Source organism: Caballeronia grimmiae (assembly GCF_000698555.1).
In the GTDB taxonomy this organism is placed as follows: Bacteria; Pseudomonadota; Gammaproteobacteria; order Burkholderiales; family Burkholderiaceae; genus Caballeronia; species Caballeronia grimmiae.
In genome coordinates this window covers 391,371-408,779 of the sequence record NZ_JFHE01000001.1, presented here as the reverse complement: position 1 = coordinate 408,779, position 17,409 = coordinate 391,371, and the positions used below count along the sequence as shown (strand labels likewise).

General features: G+C 62.7%; 13 protein-coding genes and 1 pseudogene. 9 read left to right on the top strand and 5 right to left on the bottom strand.

Features of this window, described 5'->3' with window-relative positions; all coding sequences use genetic code 11:
- Window positions 1-62: 62 nt before the first annotated feature.
- The 4 genes from galE to BG57_RS01910 are packed head-to-tail and all read right to left on the bottom strand — an operon-like array spanning window position 63 to window position 4,352.
- Window positions 63-1,109, bottom strand: coding sequence for a UDP-glucose 4-epimerase GalE (gene galE, locus BG57_RS01925; RefSeq protein ID WP_035959740.1), 1,047 nt, complete (start codon window positions 1,107-1,109; stop codon window positions 63-65).
- Between the two features lie 25 nt (window positions 1,110-1,134).
- Window positions 1,135-2,274, bottom strand: a complete 1,140-nt coding sequence (locus BG57_RS01920) for a glycosyltransferase family 4 protein (protein WP_035959739.1) — start codon at window positions 2,272-2,274, stop codon at window positions 1,135-1,137.
- Between the two features lie 15 nt (window positions 2,275-2,289).
- Complete coding sequence (locus BG57_RS01915) at window positions 2,290-3,093, bottom strand: glycosyltransferase (protein ID WP_035959738.1); 804 nt, start codon at window positions 3,091-3,093, stop codon at window positions 2,290-2,292.
- Window positions 3,090-4,352 carry an oligosaccharide flippase family protein gene (locus tag BG57_RS01910; protein WP_035959880.1) on the bottom strand — a complete coding sequence of 421 codons (1,263 nt, stop codon included), beginning with the start codon at window positions 4,350-4,352 and terminating at the stop codon, window positions 3,090-3,092. The genes BG57_RS01915 and BG57_RS01910 overlap by 4 nt, the downstream gene beginning before the upstream one ends.
- Window positions 4,353-4,788: 436 nt before the next feature.
- On the opposite strand from BG57_RS01910, the gene BG57_RS01905 reads away from it, so the two are divergent.
- From BG57_RS01905 to BG57_RS01865, 9 genes and pseudogenes are all read left to right on the top strand, one after another.
- Complete coding sequence (locus tag BG57_RS01905; RefSeq protein WP_035959737.1) at window positions 4,789-6,189, top strand: phosphomannomutase/phosphoglucomutase; 1,401 nt, start codon at window positions 4,789-4,791, stop codon at window positions 6,187-6,189.
- A 477-nt stretch (window positions 6,190-6,666) separates the two neighbouring features.
- Complete coding sequence (locus BG57_RS01900; RefSeq protein WP_035959736.1) at window positions 6,667-7,212, top strand: fimbrial protein; 546 nt, start codon at window positions 6,667-6,669, stop codon at window positions 7,210-7,212.
- Between the two features lie 234 nt (window positions 7,213-7,446).
- On the top strand, window positions 7,447-8,190 hold the full coding sequence (locus BG57_RS01895; RefSeq protein ID WP_035959879.1) for a fimbrial biogenesis chaperone: 744 nt from the start codon (window positions 7,447-7,449) through the stop codon (window positions 8,188-8,190).
- Window positions 8,191-8,407: 217 nt separating this feature from the next.
- A complete protein-coding gene (locus tag BG57_RS01890; protein ID WP_052005558.1) occupies window positions 8,408-11,137 on the top strand; it encodes a fimbria/pilus outer membrane usher protein in 2,730 nt (909 codons plus the stop codon).
- Window positions 11,134-12,216: a fimbrial protein gene (locus BG57_RS01885; protein WP_152562477.1), complete on the top strand. Its 1,083-nt coding sequence runs from the start codon at window positions 11,134-11,136 to the stop codon at window positions 12,214-12,216. Before BG57_RS01890 ends, BG57_RS01885 begins: the two co-directional genes overlap by 4 nt.
- A 249-nt stretch (window positions 12,217-12,465) precedes the next feature.
- On the top strand, window positions 12,466-13,500 hold the full coding sequence (gene waaC, locus BG57_RS01880) for a lipopolysaccharide heptosyltransferase I (protein WP_308743627.1): 1,035 nt from the start codon (window positions 12,466-12,468) through the stop codon (window positions 13,498-13,500).
- Window positions 13,501-13,549: 49 nt separating this feature from the next.
- Window positions 13,550-14,434: a Kdo hydroxylase KdoO gene (locus tag BG57_RS01875; RefSeq protein WP_035959731.1), complete on the top strand. Its 885-nt coding sequence runs from the start codon at window positions 13,550-13,552 to the stop codon at window positions 14,432-14,434.
- Between the two features lie 41 nt (window positions 14,435-14,475).
- Window positions 14,476-15,789 (top strand): lipid IV(A) 3-deoxy-D-manno-octulosonic acid transferase, encoded by a 1,314-nt coding sequence (gene waaA, locus BG57_RS01870; protein WP_035959875.1) that lies wholly within the window; start codon window positions 14,476-14,478, stop codon window positions 15,787-15,789.
- A gap of 85 nt (window positions 15,790-15,874) precedes the next feature.
- Window positions 15,875-16,245 (top strand): annotated as a pseudogene (locus tag BG57_RS01865) (cardiolipin synthase B); the annotation flags it as partial.
- 41 nt (window positions 16,246-16,286) lie between these two features.
- Here BG57_RS01865 and BG57_RS01860 read toward each other — a convergent pair.
- Window positions 16,287-17,312 (bottom strand): class I SAM-dependent methyltransferase, encoded by a 1,026-nt coding sequence (locus BG57_RS01860; protein ID WP_152562476.1) that lies wholly within the window; start codon window positions 17,310-17,312, stop codon window positions 16,287-16,289.
- Window positions 17,313-17,409 lie beyond the last annotated feature (97 nt).

Below are 17,409 nucleotides of genomic sequence, written 5' to 3'. Positions count from 1 at the left end.
CCGGTTGATGACAGCGCCCCGCATCGAACCAACGAAGGTGCGATGCAGGGCGCGGCGCGACTTTAAGCGAACCCTTGCGGATTCTGCGACTGCCAGCGCCAGTGATCTGCGCACATGCGTTCGATGCCGTGCTCCGCGCGCCAGCCGATCAGCGCCAGCGCGGCGCCGGGGTCGGCATAGCAGGCGGCGACATCGCCCGGACGGCGCGGCACGAGTTCATAAGGCACGGGCTTGCCCGAAGCACGCTCGAACGCCTTCACGACATCCAGCACGCTATAGCCTTGCCCCGTGCCGAGATTGACGACGAAGCTGCGGTCGAGCCGCTTCAGCGCGTCGATCGCGGCAATGTGTCCGCGTGCGAGATCGACCACATGGATGTAATCGCGCACGCCGGTGCCATCGTGAGTATCGTAATCGCTGCCGAACACGCGCAGCCGTTCGAGCTTGCCGACCGCCACTTGCGCGACATAAGGCATCAGGTTGTTCGGCACGCCCGCCGGATCTTCACCGATGAGGCCGCTTTCGTGCGCGCCGACCGGATTGAAATAGCGCAGCGTCGCGATGCGCCACGACGGATCGGAGACTTCGAGATCGCGCAAAATCTGCTCGGCGATCAGCTTCGACTGGCCGTAGGGATTCGTCGCGGACAGCGGAAACGATTCGTCGATCGGCACGGACTGCGGCACGCCGTACACCGTTGCCGACGAACTGAACACGAAGTTGCGCACGTTGCGCTCGCCCATCACCTTCAGCACCGCGAGCAGGCTGCCGATGTTGTTGCTGTAGTAGTCGATCGGCTTCGCCACCGATTCGCCCACGGCCTTCAGCGCGGCGAAGTGGATCGCGGCGGTGATCGCATGGGCGTCGAAGATGCGGTTCAGCGCGGCTTCATCGCGGGCGTCTTCCTGATAGAAGGTCACGCGCTTGCCCGCGATGCGCTCCACGCGCTGCAACGATTTCGCGCGGCTGTTGACGAGGTTGTCGATGACCACGACGCCGTAGCCCGCGTCGAGCAGTTCGACGCACGTGTGCGAGCCGATAAAGCCCGCACCGCCCGTCACGAGGATGGTGCCTTTGATGCCGCTGGCGCTTGGGTTCGTGCCATTCATCGTGATGCTCTCCAGGAAGCGCGGTTCAGAGTGAAATGCCGGTAATGGCGTGTATTGTGCTCTTGTATCGTTCGACGACCTTTTTCTCGTCGAATTCGCGGGCGACTTTCTCGCGGCCACGCAGCGCCATCGCTTCGCGTTCTTCGAAGGGCAGCGTCAGCATGCGTTCGAGTTGCTCGGCCAGGCTGTCGGCGCTTTTTACTTCGCACAGAAAGCCGTTGACGCCGTGCTCGACCACTTCGCGGCAGCCGGGCACATCGGTCGCGACGATCGGGCGGCCCATCGCGGAGGCTTCCATCAGCGTGCGCGGCACGCCTTCGCGATACGACGGCAGCACGACGCAATCCGCTGCGGCGACGAGCGGACGCACGTCGTTCGCTTCGCCCAGATACTCGACGATATTCTCATGCTCCCACGCCTCTACGTCCGTGCGGCTGATCGCGCTGGGATTATCGACGCCGACCGGCCCGAGCAATTGAAAGCGCGCTTGGGGGTAGCGCCGCCGCAAACGCCGCGCCGCTTCCACGTATTCCGCCACGCCTTTGTCCCACAGTAGGCGCCCGATCAGGATGAACACGAAGTCTTCGCGGCGCGGCAGGGGTGCGAGCGCGAAGTCATCGAGATCGACGCCTTCGCCATGCAGACGCCGCGCGCGATCCGGATGCGCGAGCAGGTTTTCATCGACGAACGCCTGATGATCGTCGCGATTCAGGAACCAGATTTCGCGCGGAAAGCGAAACGCGAACCGATAGAGCCGCTTCGCGATCCGCGCCGTGCGGCTCTTCTGAATGAACACGTAACCGAGACCGGTGGTCACCGCGATGGACGGCACGCGCGCGAGCATGGCGGCAAGCGAGCCGTAGATGTTCGGCTTGATGGTGTAGTGAAAGACGAGATGCGGACGCGTTGCGCGATATTCGCGGTAGAGCGCGATCATCGTCTTCAGGTCCTGGCGCGGATCGGTGCCCTTCGAGGCCACCGGCAGTTCGACGCAGCGGCAGCCCATTTCGACGAGCGGCTCGAACGTGCGATCGCGCGGCGCGATGATCGTCACTTCCGCGCCGCGTTCGGTCAGCATGCGCAATACGCCGCGCCGATACGTATAAATGGCCCAGGCCGTGTTGCACACGAGGGCGATGCGTAGGCTGGACTTGTTTTCGTTCATCCGGAAGTTTTGGTTTTAGCGCGATGCGGCTTTGAACAGCCGGGCCTTGATCGCACGCAGCGCGCGATACGGCAGCAGCAGATGCGCGATGCTTTTCACGACGCCGATCCAGTCGAACGGATTCGCCGCACGGAAGTAACGCAGTTGCAGCCGCAGCGTTGACAGGGTCTGCGTTCGCCGCTTCGTCGCGCTGATGCCGCCTTCGTTCAGCTCGTAGTAAAGCCCGAATTCGGGCAGGTTCGCACCGTCGTAGCGCGCCATCAGACGCAGCACCAAATCGAGGTCTTCAGCGGCGCGGTACTTCGCCTGATAGTTGCCGACTTCGCGTACCGCATCGACACGCAGCATCAGCGACGGATGCGCGAAGCAGGAACGCGCGAGCATCGTGCGGCGAATCGAGGCGGGGTCGGTGGGCGGCGTGAGATCGAAGAGCGGGGCGCCGTTCGTCGCGACGACATGCGTCCACATGCCGACGACCGCAACATGCGGATGCGCTTCGAGATACGCGCGTTGTGCTGCAAGACGGCCAGGCGTCGCGAGGTCGCCAGCGTCGATGCGCGCCGCGTAACGCATGCCGTGTTCAGCGAGCGCGTCGATGCCCGCTTGCAGCGCGCGCTCGATGCCGCCGTTCCGCGCCATGCGCACGATTTCAATGTCGATGCCGTCGATCGAAGGCGCGACGATGGGCGGCGTGCTGCCGTCGTCGACGATCAAGACGCGCACACGCGACGCTTCCTTGAACGAGGCAAGCGTGCGTTCGACATCGGCCTGGCCGTGATAGGCCGGAATCAGGACGGCTACGTCGGAAAGATCGGTCATGCGCGCAGCCGGAAACGAATGTAGTAGAAGTTCACCGATGCCGCTGCCACGTAACCCGCTGCCAGTCCGATCAACGCGCCGTAGCCGTTGAAACGCGGAATGGCGTACGCATTGACCGCGAACGCAACGGCAAGCGCAAGCAGCCACTTCGCAAGCAGCACGTACTTCGCCTGATACTTGAGCAACACGAGATTGCCGATCGCTTCGATGCCCGCGGGCACCGAAAGCCACACGGCCCAGCGGAAGATATCCGCCGCGCTCGCATAGTTCGGCCCGAACACGCGCGCGATGATGAAGCCCGCGAGCGCATCCAGCACGGCGGCGCCCGCGATCATCAGCACGGCGGTCATTGCGAAGAGGCGCAGCAGGTTGCGCTTCAGCCGCGCCGTTTCCGTCACGCCATACACGAACGCCGGCGCGATGGTTTGCGAGAGCATCAGCGCAAGCGCAATCCAGTTTTCATTCAGTTGTTGCGCGGCGGAATAAAGCCCGAGTTCGGCGAACGAGACTTGATGCGCGAGCATCAGGCGGTCGAGCTTCAAAAACAGATACATGCAGATGAGGCCGATCCAGAACACCGTGCCCGCGCTTGCGAAATGACGAAAGAGCGCGCGGTCGAAACGCCAGCCGAGCGTGCCGCCGTGACGGCGCATGTAATAGAACACGAGCGCGCCGGCGATGGCCGCCGCTTCGAGCGCCCATAGCCAGCCGAACGTCGCGGCACCCTCCGCCATGCGCACGAGCGCGTAGACCAGCGCGGCTTTCACGATGGCCGTCGTCATGCTCGCGATCAGTTGCGGCTTGCTGTACGTCATGCTTTGCAGCCACGCGTTGATCACGCCGATGAACGGTTCGCGAAAAAGCAGCGTGACGGCAAGGCCCGTGAGCATCGCCCCGACGAGCGGATCGGCGCCGCCCGCTGCAATCCACGCCCATGTCAGAAGCAGCGCGACGATCGACACGCCCATGCGCAACACGAACGCGCTGCCGAGCACTGCGCCGGTTTCCGCGGGCGGTTTATCGACGATGGTGGGGACGAGAATCTCCGCGCCGCATACCCATGTGATCGGTGCAATGACGAGCAGCAGCGTGTTCGCGTATTGCCACTTGCCGAACGCGTCGGGGCCGAGATAGCGCGCGAGCAGCCCCGAGATAACGATGGCTACCGCGATCTGCGTGAGCCGCTCGAGGCCAAGCCAGACGATGTTCGCGAGCGCGCGGGCGACGTCCGGATTGCCCGAGCGCGTCAGCACCTTCATGCGCGGCATCCTTGAATGATGGCGGGCACGCGCCGTGCTATCGAAGCCCGCTTGACGTGCTGCGCATCACGTAATAAAACCGCATCAAGGATCAACTTATGTGCGGTTGCGCGCGAAGGCGACTCATTCGTCGGCCTGAAGGCCAAAGAGCGTTTGGGCATTGGATTAGAATGAATGCGCAGGCTTGAACCGCGACGCGCAACATCGAAAGCGCTGAAAGACAGCGATTATAAGTGCGAACCGAAGCCCGCCCTCGCGTGGCGCTTGCAACGTTTCGTCGGCAGGCTCGCGATGGTCCGACGCTCGACACATGAGCTTCGCAGTCGTTCGCGCGCATATTGGCGGAGTCGGCGCGCACCTGTCGCCACTACTTGCCACGCCCTTATGGCTGCATCGCCGAGAATTCATCAATTAATACAGAAGAGGTAGCCATCTTATGAGCCAGGTATCCCAATCCATTTTCAAGGCGTATGACATTCGCGGCATCGTCGGCAAGACGGTGGACACGGATGTCGCGAAGAACATCGGCCGTGCGTTCGGCAGCGAGATTCGCAAGCAGGGCGGCGATTCCGTCGTCGTGGCCCGCGATGGCCGCCTGTCCGGTCCGGAACTCGTCGGCGCGCTGGCGGACGGCCTGCGCGCGGCGGGCGTCGATGTCATCGATATCGGCATGGTGCCGACGCCTGTCGGTTACTTCGCGGCGAGCGTGCCGCTGCCGCTGCCCTCGGGCGAGCGCCGCGTGGATTCGTGCATCGTCGTGACGGGCAGCCATAACCCGCCCGACTACAACGGCTTCAAGATGGTGCTGCGCGGCGCGGCCATCTACGGCGAGCAGATTCAAAGCCTGTATCAGCGCATCGTCAACGACGACTTCGAGTCGGGCGAAGGCAGCTATACGGAGTTCGACGTATCGCAGATCTATCTCGATCGCATCGTGTCGGACATCAAGCCGGCGCGCCCGATGAAGATCGTCGTCGATGCGGGCAACGGCGTCGCGGGCGATCTCGCGCCGCGTCTGTTCAAGGCGCTTGGCTGCGAGTGCGTCGAACTGTTCACGGACATCGACGGCAACTTCCCGAACCATCACCCGGACCCGGCGCATCCCGAGAATCTGCAGGACGTCATCAAGGCGCTGAAGGAAACGGATGCGGAAATCGGCTTCGCGTTCGATGGCGACGGCGACCGTCTCGGCGTCGTCACGAAGGACGGACAAGTGATTTATCCGGACCGTCAGTTGATGTTGTTCGCGCAGGAAGTGCTGTCGCGCAACAAGGGCGGCCAGATCATTTACGACGTGAAGTGCACGCGAAATCTCGCCAAGTGGGTGCGTGAGCAGGGCGGCGAACCGGTGATGTGGAAGACGGGCCACTCGCTCGTGAAGGCGAAGCTGCGTGAAACGGGCGCGCCGCTCGCGGGCGAGATGAGCGGTCACGTGTTCTTCAAGGACCGCTGGTACGGTTTCGACGACGGCCTTTACACCGGCGCGCGCATGCTCGAAATCCTGTCGCGCGTGGACGATCCGAGCAAGCTGCTGAACGATCTGCCGAACTCGCTATCGACGCCGGAACTGCAACTGAAGCTGCAGGAAGGCGAGAACTTCGAACTGATCGGGCGTCTGCAGAAGTCGGCGAAGTTCGAAGGCGCGGACGACGTGCTGACGATCGACGGACTGCGTGTGGAGTATCCGGACGGGTTCGGCCTTGCGCGCTCGTCGAACACGACGCCGGTTGTCGTGATGCGTTTCGAGGCGGACAGTGAGGAAGCGCTGAAGCGCATTCAGGAAGATTTCCGCCGGGTGATTCTGGCGGAGAAGCCGGACGCGCAGTTGCCGTTCTGAGGCAAAGGCAAATTTTCTAGCAAGTTTCTCCGTGGCGCAAAAGCAGGACGTCTCACTCGATGTCGAGGCGTCGTAGCTGGAAGCCTCAAACGCATAACGGCGCGGTCTTTACCGCGCCGTTTTTTTTGGGGTGCCTCGACCTCGCACGAGGCGTCCTTTTCAACTGAACTGGCTATCTCCAGACGCAGTGAGTCTTTCGCCATCTCCGTTTTCAAGCAATATTAATCTTCGTATTTCGCTTTTCCTGCTTGGGAATTCCCTACTAAACCCTTGAATTTAGGAATAATCGCGCTGTCGCGAAAAGGCGAAATATTTCATAATTCGTACGGCCCACAGAAATCGATCGGCTGCAGTAAACAATCCGACTGGTAAAGGGAGGCCTCTGCCGGTCGCGAGATGTGTGTCGAAGTTCGAGTCTCGCTGGCTGGTCCGTAACCGTGCAGTCACATTCGTGATGCAAAAAATAAGGATATCGAAATGAAGAAGATTGCGTTTCCCATTATCGCGGCAATGTGCGTGGCTGCGTCTGCAGCTCACGCCGCCGGTTCGAGCAACGGCGGAGTGCTGACCGTCAACGGTCAATTGACGGCGAACACCTGCGACGTGAGCGGCGAAGGCCAAGGCAGAAACTTCACGGTAACGCTGCCGACGCTGTCCGCGTCCGAGTTCTCCGACGCCGGTTCGTTCGGCGGCGCCACCGGGTTCTCGATCGCCCTGTCGAACTGCACGCCGGCGACGGGCAACGTTCACACGTTCTGGGAAAGCGGCGCGACGACGCTGGCCAATGGTCACCTGCTGAACAACGGTACGGCTACCAAAGTCGAGGTTCAACTGCTCGACAAGAACAACGGTGTCAAGAGTATCGACGTCAGCAAGCCGGATGGCTCGCAGAACTCGCAGTCAGTCGCAATCGCGAGCGGCACCGCCAATCTGAACTATGCCGCGCAATACATCTCGCCGACTGGCGGCGCGGGCGTCGGCACGGTGACGACCAGCGTCACCTACTCGTTGGCTTACCAGTAATCGCTGGCACACGGACGGGAGCGCAGCCGGTTCCCGTCCGGTGACGGAATCGAGCGCCGTTCGCCGCCATTCACGGCGCTTCATATCGGGCATGCGCATGCATTCGCCTGCGTGCGGTCTGCCCTTGACGGTGAAGTGGTTGCTGCCGTCGAGCGCTGCCGTTCTCTCGGGCAATACGCATGCATCCATGCATATCGCCCGTTCCCTCCAGTTCCTGTTTTTATGCCGAGCTTCATGAATATCCGAAAAATCGTTGGCTACGCAATTGCCGCGAGCATGCTCACCTTGAGCGCGATGTTGCCTTTCGCCGCGCGAGCATCCGTTGTTATCGCCGGCACTCGCGTGCTTTATAACGCTACGGACAGTGAAGTGACGCTCAAGCTTTCCAATAGCAGCAAGTCGCCGTCGCTCATTCAGGTCTGGCTGGACAGGGGCGATCCTGCGGCCGACCCAAGCAAGCTGGATTTGCCGTTCATTCTGACTCCGCCGCTGGCGCGCATCGAGCCGGGCAAATCGCAGACCATCCGCATTTCATATACGGGTGAAGCGCTTCCCAAAGACCGCGAAACGCTGTTCTTCTTCAACCTGCTGGATGTTCCGCCCAAGCCATCGGCTGAAGAAGCAGGCGCGAATTATGTCCAGCTTGCATTTCGTTCCCGCCTGAAGTTTTTCTTCCGTCCCGCAGGACTGGAAGGCAAGCCGGAAGACGCGCCGGCCAGGCTGACATGGCGCCTGGGCACGGCACAGGGCAAGCCAGCACTGCTCGTCTCGAATCCTACCCCGTATCACGTCACGATCATCAAGGCTCAGGTGGGCGATGGCCCGCATGCGCCGGCCTACGAAGACGGGAACATGGTTCTCCCCGGCGGTCAACTGGCGCTGCCGCTTTCCGCTGCTCCCACTGCGGGCGGCAAGGTCTCCTTCACCACGCTGAACGACTACGGCGGCCCCGCCAAGCACGAGGCGGCACTGCAGTAAACGCGTCGCGCATCGGGCGAACGGTGGACCTCAGAGTATTTGTGATGCATTCCTAAACGAGTGCAAGCAAGACTCTCCGGCCAGAAGGTGCGCAAACGGGCGCGAAACCACGTCCCGATGCGCATAAGTCACAACGAAGATCGTCGCAAACAGATTGCGCGTAAACCGATGATCCGACGATTTTGCACGGCGTAACACGCCTGCAATCGGGCCTACCATGAATGACCGTAACTCGAAATTCAATTCCCGGGAAAGTCACGCCGACGTCCTTCTGATGGGACAGGTCAGCGTGGCAGTGCTGCTCGCTTTCGCCGCTGCGCAGGCCCGGGCCGACGCCCCGCAGGATGCCGCCCAAACGATCGAGCCGGAAACCGCGGCATCGGCTGATGCCCATCGTGCCGCGCCGCCTCCGTCCGCCAATGCCGCGAGTGCGGCGAGTGCGGCGAGTGCGGCGAGTGCGCCGAATGCCCCGACGGCAAATGCGAACGCGGACGCGCAGGGTGCGCCGGTCGTCGAGTTCAACCGGAGCTTCCTGGTCGGCAGCGGCGCCGCGCGGGTGGACATCTCGCGTTTCGACAAGGGTAATGTGGCGCTGCCCGGTCACTATCGCGCAACGCTCCATGTCAACGGAATCTGGATCGGCGTAGTCGACGTCGATCTTGTCGAAGTCGACGGGAATCGCGCGAACGTGCAACCGACGTTCACCCGTGATTTGCTCATGCGGGCGGGCGTGGACCTGACCCGTCTGTCCGAAACGGCGCGCGCCCAACTCAACGCCACCACCGGCGGCGGTGCGGTCTTGCTGCCGAAGCTGATTCCGGAGGCGAGCGCGACGTTCGACGTGGGCGAGCAGCGGCTCGACCTGAGCGTTCCGCAGGCGGCGATGAGCCGCAACGCGCGCGGCTGGGTCGATCCACAGTTCTGGGACGACGGTGCGACTGCCTCGCTGCTCCAGTACAACGCCAACGTCTTCAACACCAGGGGCCACGGACGTTCGGACACGCAAGGCTATGTTGGCGTGAACGCGGGCCTGAACGTGGGTGCCTGGCGGTTCCGCTATAACGGCAACGTCACGACCAACTCGGGGTCGGGCGCGCACGTCCAGAGTCTGGAGACGTATCTGCAGCGCTCGTTCGCGCCGATCAAGAGCCAGTTCACGCTAGGCGATTCCTACACCGACGGCAGCATATTCGACAGCTTCGGCTTGCGCGGCGTGCGACTCGGCACGGACGACCGCATGTACCCGGATTCGCAGCGCGGCTACGCGCCGACGGTGCGCGGGATCGCCAATTCGAACGCGAAGGTCGAGGTCAGGCAGAGCGGCAACATCATCTACACGACGACGGTCGCGCCCGGTCCGTTCCAGATCGACGACCTGTATCCGACTGGCTATGGCGGCGATCTTCGGGTCATCGTGACGGAAGCCGACGGCAGCCAGCACACGTATCTCGTCCCTTACGCGTCGCCGGTGAACGCCTTGCGCGAGGGCCGGTGGCGCTATGAGGTCGCCGCTGGGCAGTATCGCAATACGTTCATGCACAAGCAGCCGTTCGTGTTCGAAGCGAGCGTGCAGCACGGCATCAAGAACTTCATCACGCTGTACGGCGGCGCCGTGCTGGCGGAGGACTACATGTCGGGCGCCGTCGGTGCGTCGCTCAACACGCCCATCGGTGCATTCGCTGCGGACGTGACGCAAGCGAACACCACGCTCGCAAATCAAGGGAGCCGCAGCGGGCAAAGCTTGCGTATCTCCTATTCGCGCATCTTCTCGCCCACGGAAACCAGCCTGACGCTGGCGGCGTATCGCTATTCGACCAGCGGCTTCCTGAACGTACAGGACGCGATGCTGATCGGCGATCTGGCCAAGCGGGGCATCGCGAATTCGAACATCGGCATTCAGAAGGGCCGGCTCCAGCTGACGATCAACCAGAGTCTGAAAGGGGGCGGTTCCGTCTATCTTTCCGGCTATACGCAGAACTACTGGAACAGGTCCGGGCGCGATACGACCTTCCAGATCGGCTACAACACCAACTTCCGCCGTGTAGGCGTGGGTGTTTCGGCCGCGCGTCAATACGACGTGGCATCGTCGCGGTGGGACAACCGCCTGATGCTGAGCGTGAACGTTCCGCTCGATCTCGGCGCCAGGATCGCCAACAGCACGACGAGCTGGCTCCACGATTCGCGTGACCACACGAATCAGATTCAGGAAACCTTCACGGGTACGGCGGGCACGGACAACCAGTTCAACTACGGCGTCACTGCCGGCTACACCAACGGCTCGGCCAACCACACGAGCATCAACGCGAACGCCGGCTACCTTTCGCCCGTCACGCAGGTGCGCGTCAACGCGAGCCATGCGAACGGTTACACGCAGGTGGGCGGCGGTCTTACCGGTTCGGTGGTGGCCTATCAGGGCGGCATGGTGTTCTCGCCGCAGACCGGCGACACCCTCGCCGTCATCGAGGCGAAGGACGCCGTCGGTGCACGCGTGGCGAGCGCGCCGGGCGTCCACATCGATCCGCATGGGCTTGCGCTTGTCGCGGGCGTGCAGCCGTACTCGCAGAACAGGGTCGAAATCGACACGGCCGGTTTGCCGCTGGGCATTCAGCTCAAAAGCACCGAGCAGCAATTCGCGCCGACGGCAGGCGCGTTGGTGCGCGTGAAGTTCGAGACCGAGGATCGCGGACGTGCCGTGTTGATGCGCGTGCGTCGCCCTACCGGCGAAGCGGCGCCATTCGGCGCGGACGTGCAGGACGAAAAGGGCAACAGCGTCGGTACGGTCAGTCAGGGCAGCCGCGCCATGTTTTACGCGCGCGCGGCCAGCGGTGAACTCTCGGTGAAATGGGGTGAAAGCGCCCAACAGAGCTGCAAAGCGCGTTATGCGCTGCCTGCTGTCGAGAAGGGCACGTCGGCAGCGACCACCTTCGTCGACGCGGTCTGCCGGTGAGTACCCACGAATTACATGGCGATCAACAAATGAAAGCATTGACAGTCCTCCATTCACGCCATTCCTGGCTCAAGCGGGTCAGTCTCGGCCTGCTTGCCTCTATCGGCCTGCTCGGGCAAAGAAGATTGAAGAGCAGGTGGCTTGCAGCCGCAGCGGGCCTGCTTTTGTTGATGACGTCGCAGACGTCCTTCGCGCTGTCTTGCTTGCAGTCCGGCACGTCCAATCCAGTCATCAATCAACAGATTCCAAGCAATATCGCCGTGCCAGCCGATGCGGCCAACGGCACGATCATCTGGGAGTCGCCGCAGTACTCCATCACGATCTATTGCTACAAGGACTTTGGCGCAGACGTCTATGACGAAGTCCGGATGTACATCAATCCCGCCAACCAGCAGCCGGCGGCCGGAGCCATCATCGGCGTGAAATGGAACGGAACGCTGTACCAGCAGTCCTCGGGGTCGGTTTCGGTCAATCAGGCGCTGCCGAACGGGGTGCAGTCGCTTACGTTTTCGCTGACGTTTTCGGTCGTGCTGATCAAAAGCGGTGCTTCGCCTGCGTCGGGTAGTTCGTCGTTTTCCAATTTCCGCGTATTCCAGCTGGACGGCAGCGGGGGGCTCAACATCAATCCGAATGCCAACCTGAACTTCGACCTCACGGGAACGGTGCGCTTCATCGGCTGCTTCGCTGATCTGACGTTCTCGCCGAGTTCGACGGTCGATTTCGGCTCTTTGCCGGCGACAGGCAATGTCGGGGCAGTTGCCGGTTCGAGATCCGTCGCGTTGACCGGGTCTCGTGCATGTACCAGTCCCTATAAATTGGGAATCGCATTCGTGCCATCCTCGCCCGCGACGCTCGCCGATACGCGCACGTGGGACCTCGGCAACGGCATGGGCGTGAACATAGTGGATCAGCAGTCGAACGCAGTCTTGCTGCTGGACGGCACGTCGACCGATTTCGTCGATCTGATGTCGGTGGTCAGCCGCAGCCACTCGTACACGGTGCAGTTGAAGCGTCTGCTCACCAACGGAACGGTCGGGCCATTCTCGGGTGCGCTGGCCATCACGCTGACTTATATGTAGGAGCGCGGCCGTCGCCTGATTGCTGCAAGTGCGCTCCGCGGTTGCGCGAACTTCACTCATCGCCCCGAGTGCAAGTGCGCGCGGCCGCTGGCCTTCCTTGCTGGATCGCCGGCCACGTCGGCGCATCGAATCCCCCGCATGTCCCCTGAATTCCGCCTCGCCAGGCGGAATCGTCCCTTCGTCATATCGCTCGACTGACGCGATCCTTTCGCGCCGCGCGTGCCGCTCGCGCTAAAATCCTCCCTTCGCATCCATCTCCATCGCGCGAGCCGCGCCTTCCTTCACAGCGTGCAAAAGATCCTGATCGTCCGCGTGTCGTCGCTTGGCGACGTCGTGCATAACATGCCGGCCATCGCCGACATTCGCCGCCGTTATCCCGATGCGCAGATCGACTGGCTCGTCGAAGAGAGCTTTGCGAGCCTCGTCGAACTGGTCGATGGCGTACGCCGCGCGATCCCGTTTTCGCTGCGCCGCTGGCGCAAGGGCTTCGCATCGGCGGCGAACTGGCGCGAGATCGGCAAGTTCAGGCGTGAGCTTGCCGCCGAGAAATACGATCTCGTCATCGATTGTCAGGGGCTTATCAAGACCGCGTGGGTCGCGAGCTGGGCGCGCGGGCCGCTGGTCGGACTCGGCAATCGCACGGACGGCGCGGGCTATGAATGGCCTGTGCGCTTCTTCTATGACCGGCGCGTGCCCATCGAGCCGCGCACGCACGTCGTCGAGCGCACGCGTCAACTCGTGGCGGCCGCGCTCGATCTGCCTCGCCCGCAGATGACCGATGACATTGACTTCGGCATCGACACGCGCCGCGCGACGCTCGCGCTGTCCGCGCTCGGGCTGAATCTGCCGGTGCCGTATGTGGTGTTCGTTCATGCGACGTCCCGCGCCGACAAGCAATGGCCCGAAGCCGCGTGGATCGAACTGGGGCAGGCGCTCGTGACGCGCGGGGCATCCATCGTGCTGCCGTGGGGAAGCGACGCCGAACGCGCGACGAGCGAGAAGCTCGCGAAGGAATTCGGCGCGGCCGCGATCGTGCCGCCGAAGCTGTCGCTGCCGGCGGTCGTCGGTCTGGTCGATGGCGCCGCGGCGACGGTCGGCGTCGATACCGGACTCGTTCATATTGCCGCAGCGCTGAAGCGGCCTACCGTCGAGTTGTACAATTTCTCGACCGCATGGCGCACCGGCGGCTACTGGTCGCCCAACGTGATCAATCTCGGCGACGCGAGCCGGCATCCGACGCTCTCCGAAGTGAAGGCCGCGCTCGCGGGTTTCGGCCTGCTGTGATGCCGTAAGACGCAGCGCCGTGCGCGAGCTTAATCAAGTTGGAAGGCACATGACGGAATCTCAGATCATCGAAGTCGCATCCTGCGACTGGCAGGGCAAGAACCTGTCCGTACCGCGCGAGGCGTTGCTGGCCGGCGTGGAAGACGGCAAGGTCCTCTACTTTCCCAACCTGCGTTTTGCGATCGAAGGCGGCGAACAGGCGCTGCTCGACCCGGAAATCGCGGACCCGAAGCGCAAGAACATCAGCCTCGCGCCGAACGGCGGCGCGCTCAACGGCGTCGTCGGAGACAACGTGATGCAGTCGGCGGTGCGCTCGCTCATCGCCCGGTATCAGACGAACGCGCGCACGCTCGTCGACGGGCTCTTCCCCGAATACGACGGCAAGCTGCGCGTCGCACCGACGAGTCTGCGGCTGCATCAGGTCGAGACGCGCGAGACATCGTGGCGCAAGGACGATAGCCGCCTGCACGTCGATGCATTCCCGTCGCGTCCGAATTACGGCGAGCGCATTTTGCGCGTCTTCACCAACGTCAATCCGGCAGGCGCGCCGCGCGTGTGGCGGGTGGGCGAGCCGTTCGAAGACATGGCGAAGCGGTTTCTGCCCGGCATCAAGCCGCAGGCGCCGGGTTCCGCATGGCTGATGAATCTGCTGCACATCACGAAGAGCAAGCGCAGCGAGTATGACCATCTGATGCTGCATTTGCATGACGCGATGAAGGCCGACCTCGCTTACCAGAAATCCTCGCCGCAGGAGACGATGCCGTTTCCGCCCGGATCGGTGTGGGTCTGCTTTTCGGATCAGACGTCGCATGCGGTGATGTCCGGCCAGTTCATGATGGAGCAGACGTTCTTCCTCCCCGTCAAGGCAATGGCGCGGCCCGATCATGCGCCGCTTGGCATTCTCGAGCGCCTGAAGGGCAGGGCGCTCGTTTGAGCGGCGCTGCATCCGCGCCGGCGGCGCCGTTATCGGCGACTGTGCTTAGGGCGATCTATCGCGCGATGTGGTGGATCGTGGCGCCGCTCGCCGTGCTGCGTCTTCTGATTCGTTCGCGCAAGGAGCGGGGTTATCGCGAGCATATCGGCGAGCGATTCGGACGCGGCCCCGCACGCCGCTCCGACGATTTCGCGCCGCTGATCTGGGTGCATGCGGTATCGGTCGGCGAGACGCGCGCTGCGCAGCCGCTGATCGAAGCGCTGATGAAGGCGCACCCCGAAGCGCGCTTGCTCATCACGCACATGACGCCGAGCGGCCGCGCGACGGGCATCGACCTGTTCGGCGATCGCGTCTTGCGCAGCTATCTTCCCTACGATCTGCCGCATCTCGTGCGGCGTTTTCTGCGCGCGTGGCGGCCGTCGATCGGCATCGTGATGGAGACGGAAGTCTGGCCGACGCTGATCGACGAATGCAAGCGCGCGGACGTGCCGCTCGTGTTGACGAACGCGCGCATGTCGGAGCGGTCGTTCCGGCGCGCGGCGCGCTTCGGGCGAGCGGTGCGAGAAGTGTTCGGCGGGTTCTCGCGCGTGCTTGCGCAGACGCCTTCCGATGCGGAACGTCTGACCGCGCTCGGCGCGCGCAACATCGCGGTGCTCGGCAACCTCAAGTTCGACATGAGCGCGCCTCCCGAGTTGATCGCGCGTGGACAGGCGTGGCGCGCGGCCATCGGCGATCGGCCCGTGTGGGTCGCGGCGAGCACGCGCGAAGGCGAGGAGACATTGGTGCTGCGGGCGTTTGCTGCGCTGAACGTGCCGGATGCGCTGCTGATTCTGGTGCCGCGTCATCCGCAGCGCTTCGATGAAGTGTCGGCGTTGATCGCGGCTGCCGGGATGACGGGCGCGCGGCGATCGGTGTGGGCGCCGAAGCCCGTCGCGGTGGGATCGGGCGCGGATGTGCCGGCGCGATTGCCGTCGAACGTGCAGGTGTTGCTCGGCGATTCGATGGGCGAGCTGGGCGCGTATTACGCGGCGGCGGATCTGGCGTTCATCGGCGGGAGCCTGTTGCCGCTTGGCGGGCAGAATTTGATCGAGGCGTGTGCGGCGGGCGTGCCCGTGCTGATCGGGCCGCACACGTTCAATTTTACGCAGGCGACCAACGATGCCATCGCGGCGGGCGCGGCGTTGCGTATCGAGGACCCGCACGGCCTCGCGGATGCGTTGCGCGAATTGTTCGCAGACAAGCCGCGCCGAATCGCGATGAGCGAGGCTGCGGCGGCGTTCGCGGCGAGGCATCGCGGGGCGACGGAACGGACGGTTAAAGTGCTAGGCGCGTTGCTGGAGGATCGCGAGGCGTAAGGCCGCGATCTGACCGGATTGCACCCCGGAGGATCGCCCCATGCATCCCCCTTTCGAGACGTCCGTCCGCCAAGCGAGGCCGTGCATGCAGACGATCGCCCTGATTGTCGCGACCAATCGGGGTCACGCTCGTCGTCGTGCTGGTCATCGCGAACCTGTCGAGCGGCGAGAAGAATACCGAGCACAAGATCGAACGGCTCTATCCGCGCGACGATCCGCAATTTCTCCGTTCGATGGGACTGCCGCTCGGGCCGCCCATCGTCGGCGGAAATCGCTTCGACATGCTAATTAACGGAGAGCAGATCTTTTCATCGATATCGGAAGGCATCCGCTCCGCGCGTCGTACCATCAGTCTCGAAACTTCATTTACCGGGATCGGCGGAACTGGCGAGCAGATCGCGAGTGCGCTGCCGGACATCGAAGATGGACAAGCGCTATTTGCGCATGCTGCGCGAAAAGATCGTGCGTCGCGTTGCTGGATTCGTCCGTTGTAAAGGTCAATGACACGCTGGCGCGTGTCGCGCATCGTTCCAGATGATCACTTCCTGCTGCAAGTCAGGCCCATAGCCGATTTCACTGGGCGCGTACGGCGTGTTGAACGAGGCTTGCCGCGCGAGCATCGGCGACTGGTCGTACACATGAGCGCACGTCGGATAAATGTAGACGATAGTGAGGCGTTCGATCGTGTGATCGGCGAGGGCAGCTTCGAACTTCTGCCGCATGATGGCCATGAGTTCCGCGCCGAACGGGTTGAAGAAAAATGCGACGATGTCTTTGGAGGGAAGGGGCATTCGGGTCGCATCGTCGACGAACGCGCGCATGGCCGTTCGCCCGGGAAAGCGGCGCGCGACAATCTCTGCGTTGCGGTTCGCGATATCGACGAGCGGCGCCGCAATGTCGTAGCCCAGCACGGCATCGAAGGGAAATTCCGTCGCGACGATCATCGGGCGGCCCTTGCCGCAGCCTATGTCGATGAACGTGCGTCCGCTTACGTCGCCGAGCTGACTCAGCGCATGCCGGACAATGCTCGGCTGGCAGCCCATATAGGGAAGGTTGCCGTTTTCCGGACCATTAGTGCCTGTCACGGATTCGGGCGGATAGATGCCGCCGGTATCGGTGCCGAGCGTGCGGTCGATCGGATGAGTCCTGTAACAGCCGCTGTAGACGACCCGCAGGATGGGCACGCGTTTGCCGTACTTGCGGACGCTTGAAACGAAAAGCAAGGTTTGTACGGAATCCGGAAGTCTGGCGACTGCGCCGATCAGAGACCATTTCACCCGCCGCTTAATTTCCGCCTTCAAGGTTGCGCTCGTATTCATGAATCTCTCCGCTGTAAAAGGAAGCGAACGACCATTCGTTATGCTGAATAAAGCGAAGCTCGTTGGGCGGGGGGTGAAGATGCGGCACCGGAAGAACGATTCTAAACACCTTGCTATCGACGGATGCGTGATGCGGCTAACACATGCGAATTTATTTCCGTCTTGCATTGACGTGATTCTGTCGTCCAGCGGCCCGTACGTCACTCCGGAAATGCCAGAGGGATGCGAAAGAGCTATAGCTGGTAAATGACGCCTATGTTTTATTAGAATAGCTACATAAAAACGGCGCAGACGATAGACG

Excerpts from the sequence above, each read along its gene's own strand:
- BG57_RS01915 (WP_035959738.1), bottom strand. The coding sequence starts at position 3,093 with ATGACCGATCTTTCCGACGTAGCCGTCCTGATTCCGGCCTATCACGGC.
- galE (WP_035959740.1), bottom strand. The coding sequence starts at position 1,109 with ATGAATGGCACGAACCCAAGCGCCAGCGGCATCAAAGGCACCATCCTC.
- BG57_RS01905 (WP_035959737.1), top strand. The coding sequence starts at position 4,789 with ATGAGCCAGGTATCCCAATCCATTTTCAAGGCGTATGACATTCGCGGC.
- BG57_RS01895 (WP_035959879.1), top strand. The coding sequence starts at position 7,447 with ATGAATATCCGAAAAATCGTTGGCTACGCAATTGCCGCGAGCATGCTC.
- BG57_RS01900 (WP_035959736.1), top strand. The coding sequence starts at position 6,667 with ATGAAGAAGATTGCGTTTCCCATTATCGCGGCAATGTGCGTGGCTGCG.
- BG57_RS01875 (WP_035959731.1), top strand. The coding sequence starts at position 13,550 with ATGACGGAATCTCAGATCATCGAAGTCGCATCCTGCGACTGGCAGGGC.
- BG57_RS01910 (WP_035959880.1), bottom strand. The coding sequence starts at position 4,352 with ATGAAGGTGCTGACGCGCTCGGGCAATCCGGACGTCGCCCGCGCGCTC.
- BG57_RS01890 (WP_052005558.1), top strand. The coding sequence starts at position 8,408 with ATGAATGACCGTAACTCGAAATTCAATTCCCGGGAAAGTCACGCCGAC.
- BG57_RS01920 (WP_035959739.1), bottom strand. The coding sequence starts at position 2,274 with ATGAACGAAAACAAGTCCAGCCTACGCATCGCCCTCGTGTGCAACACG.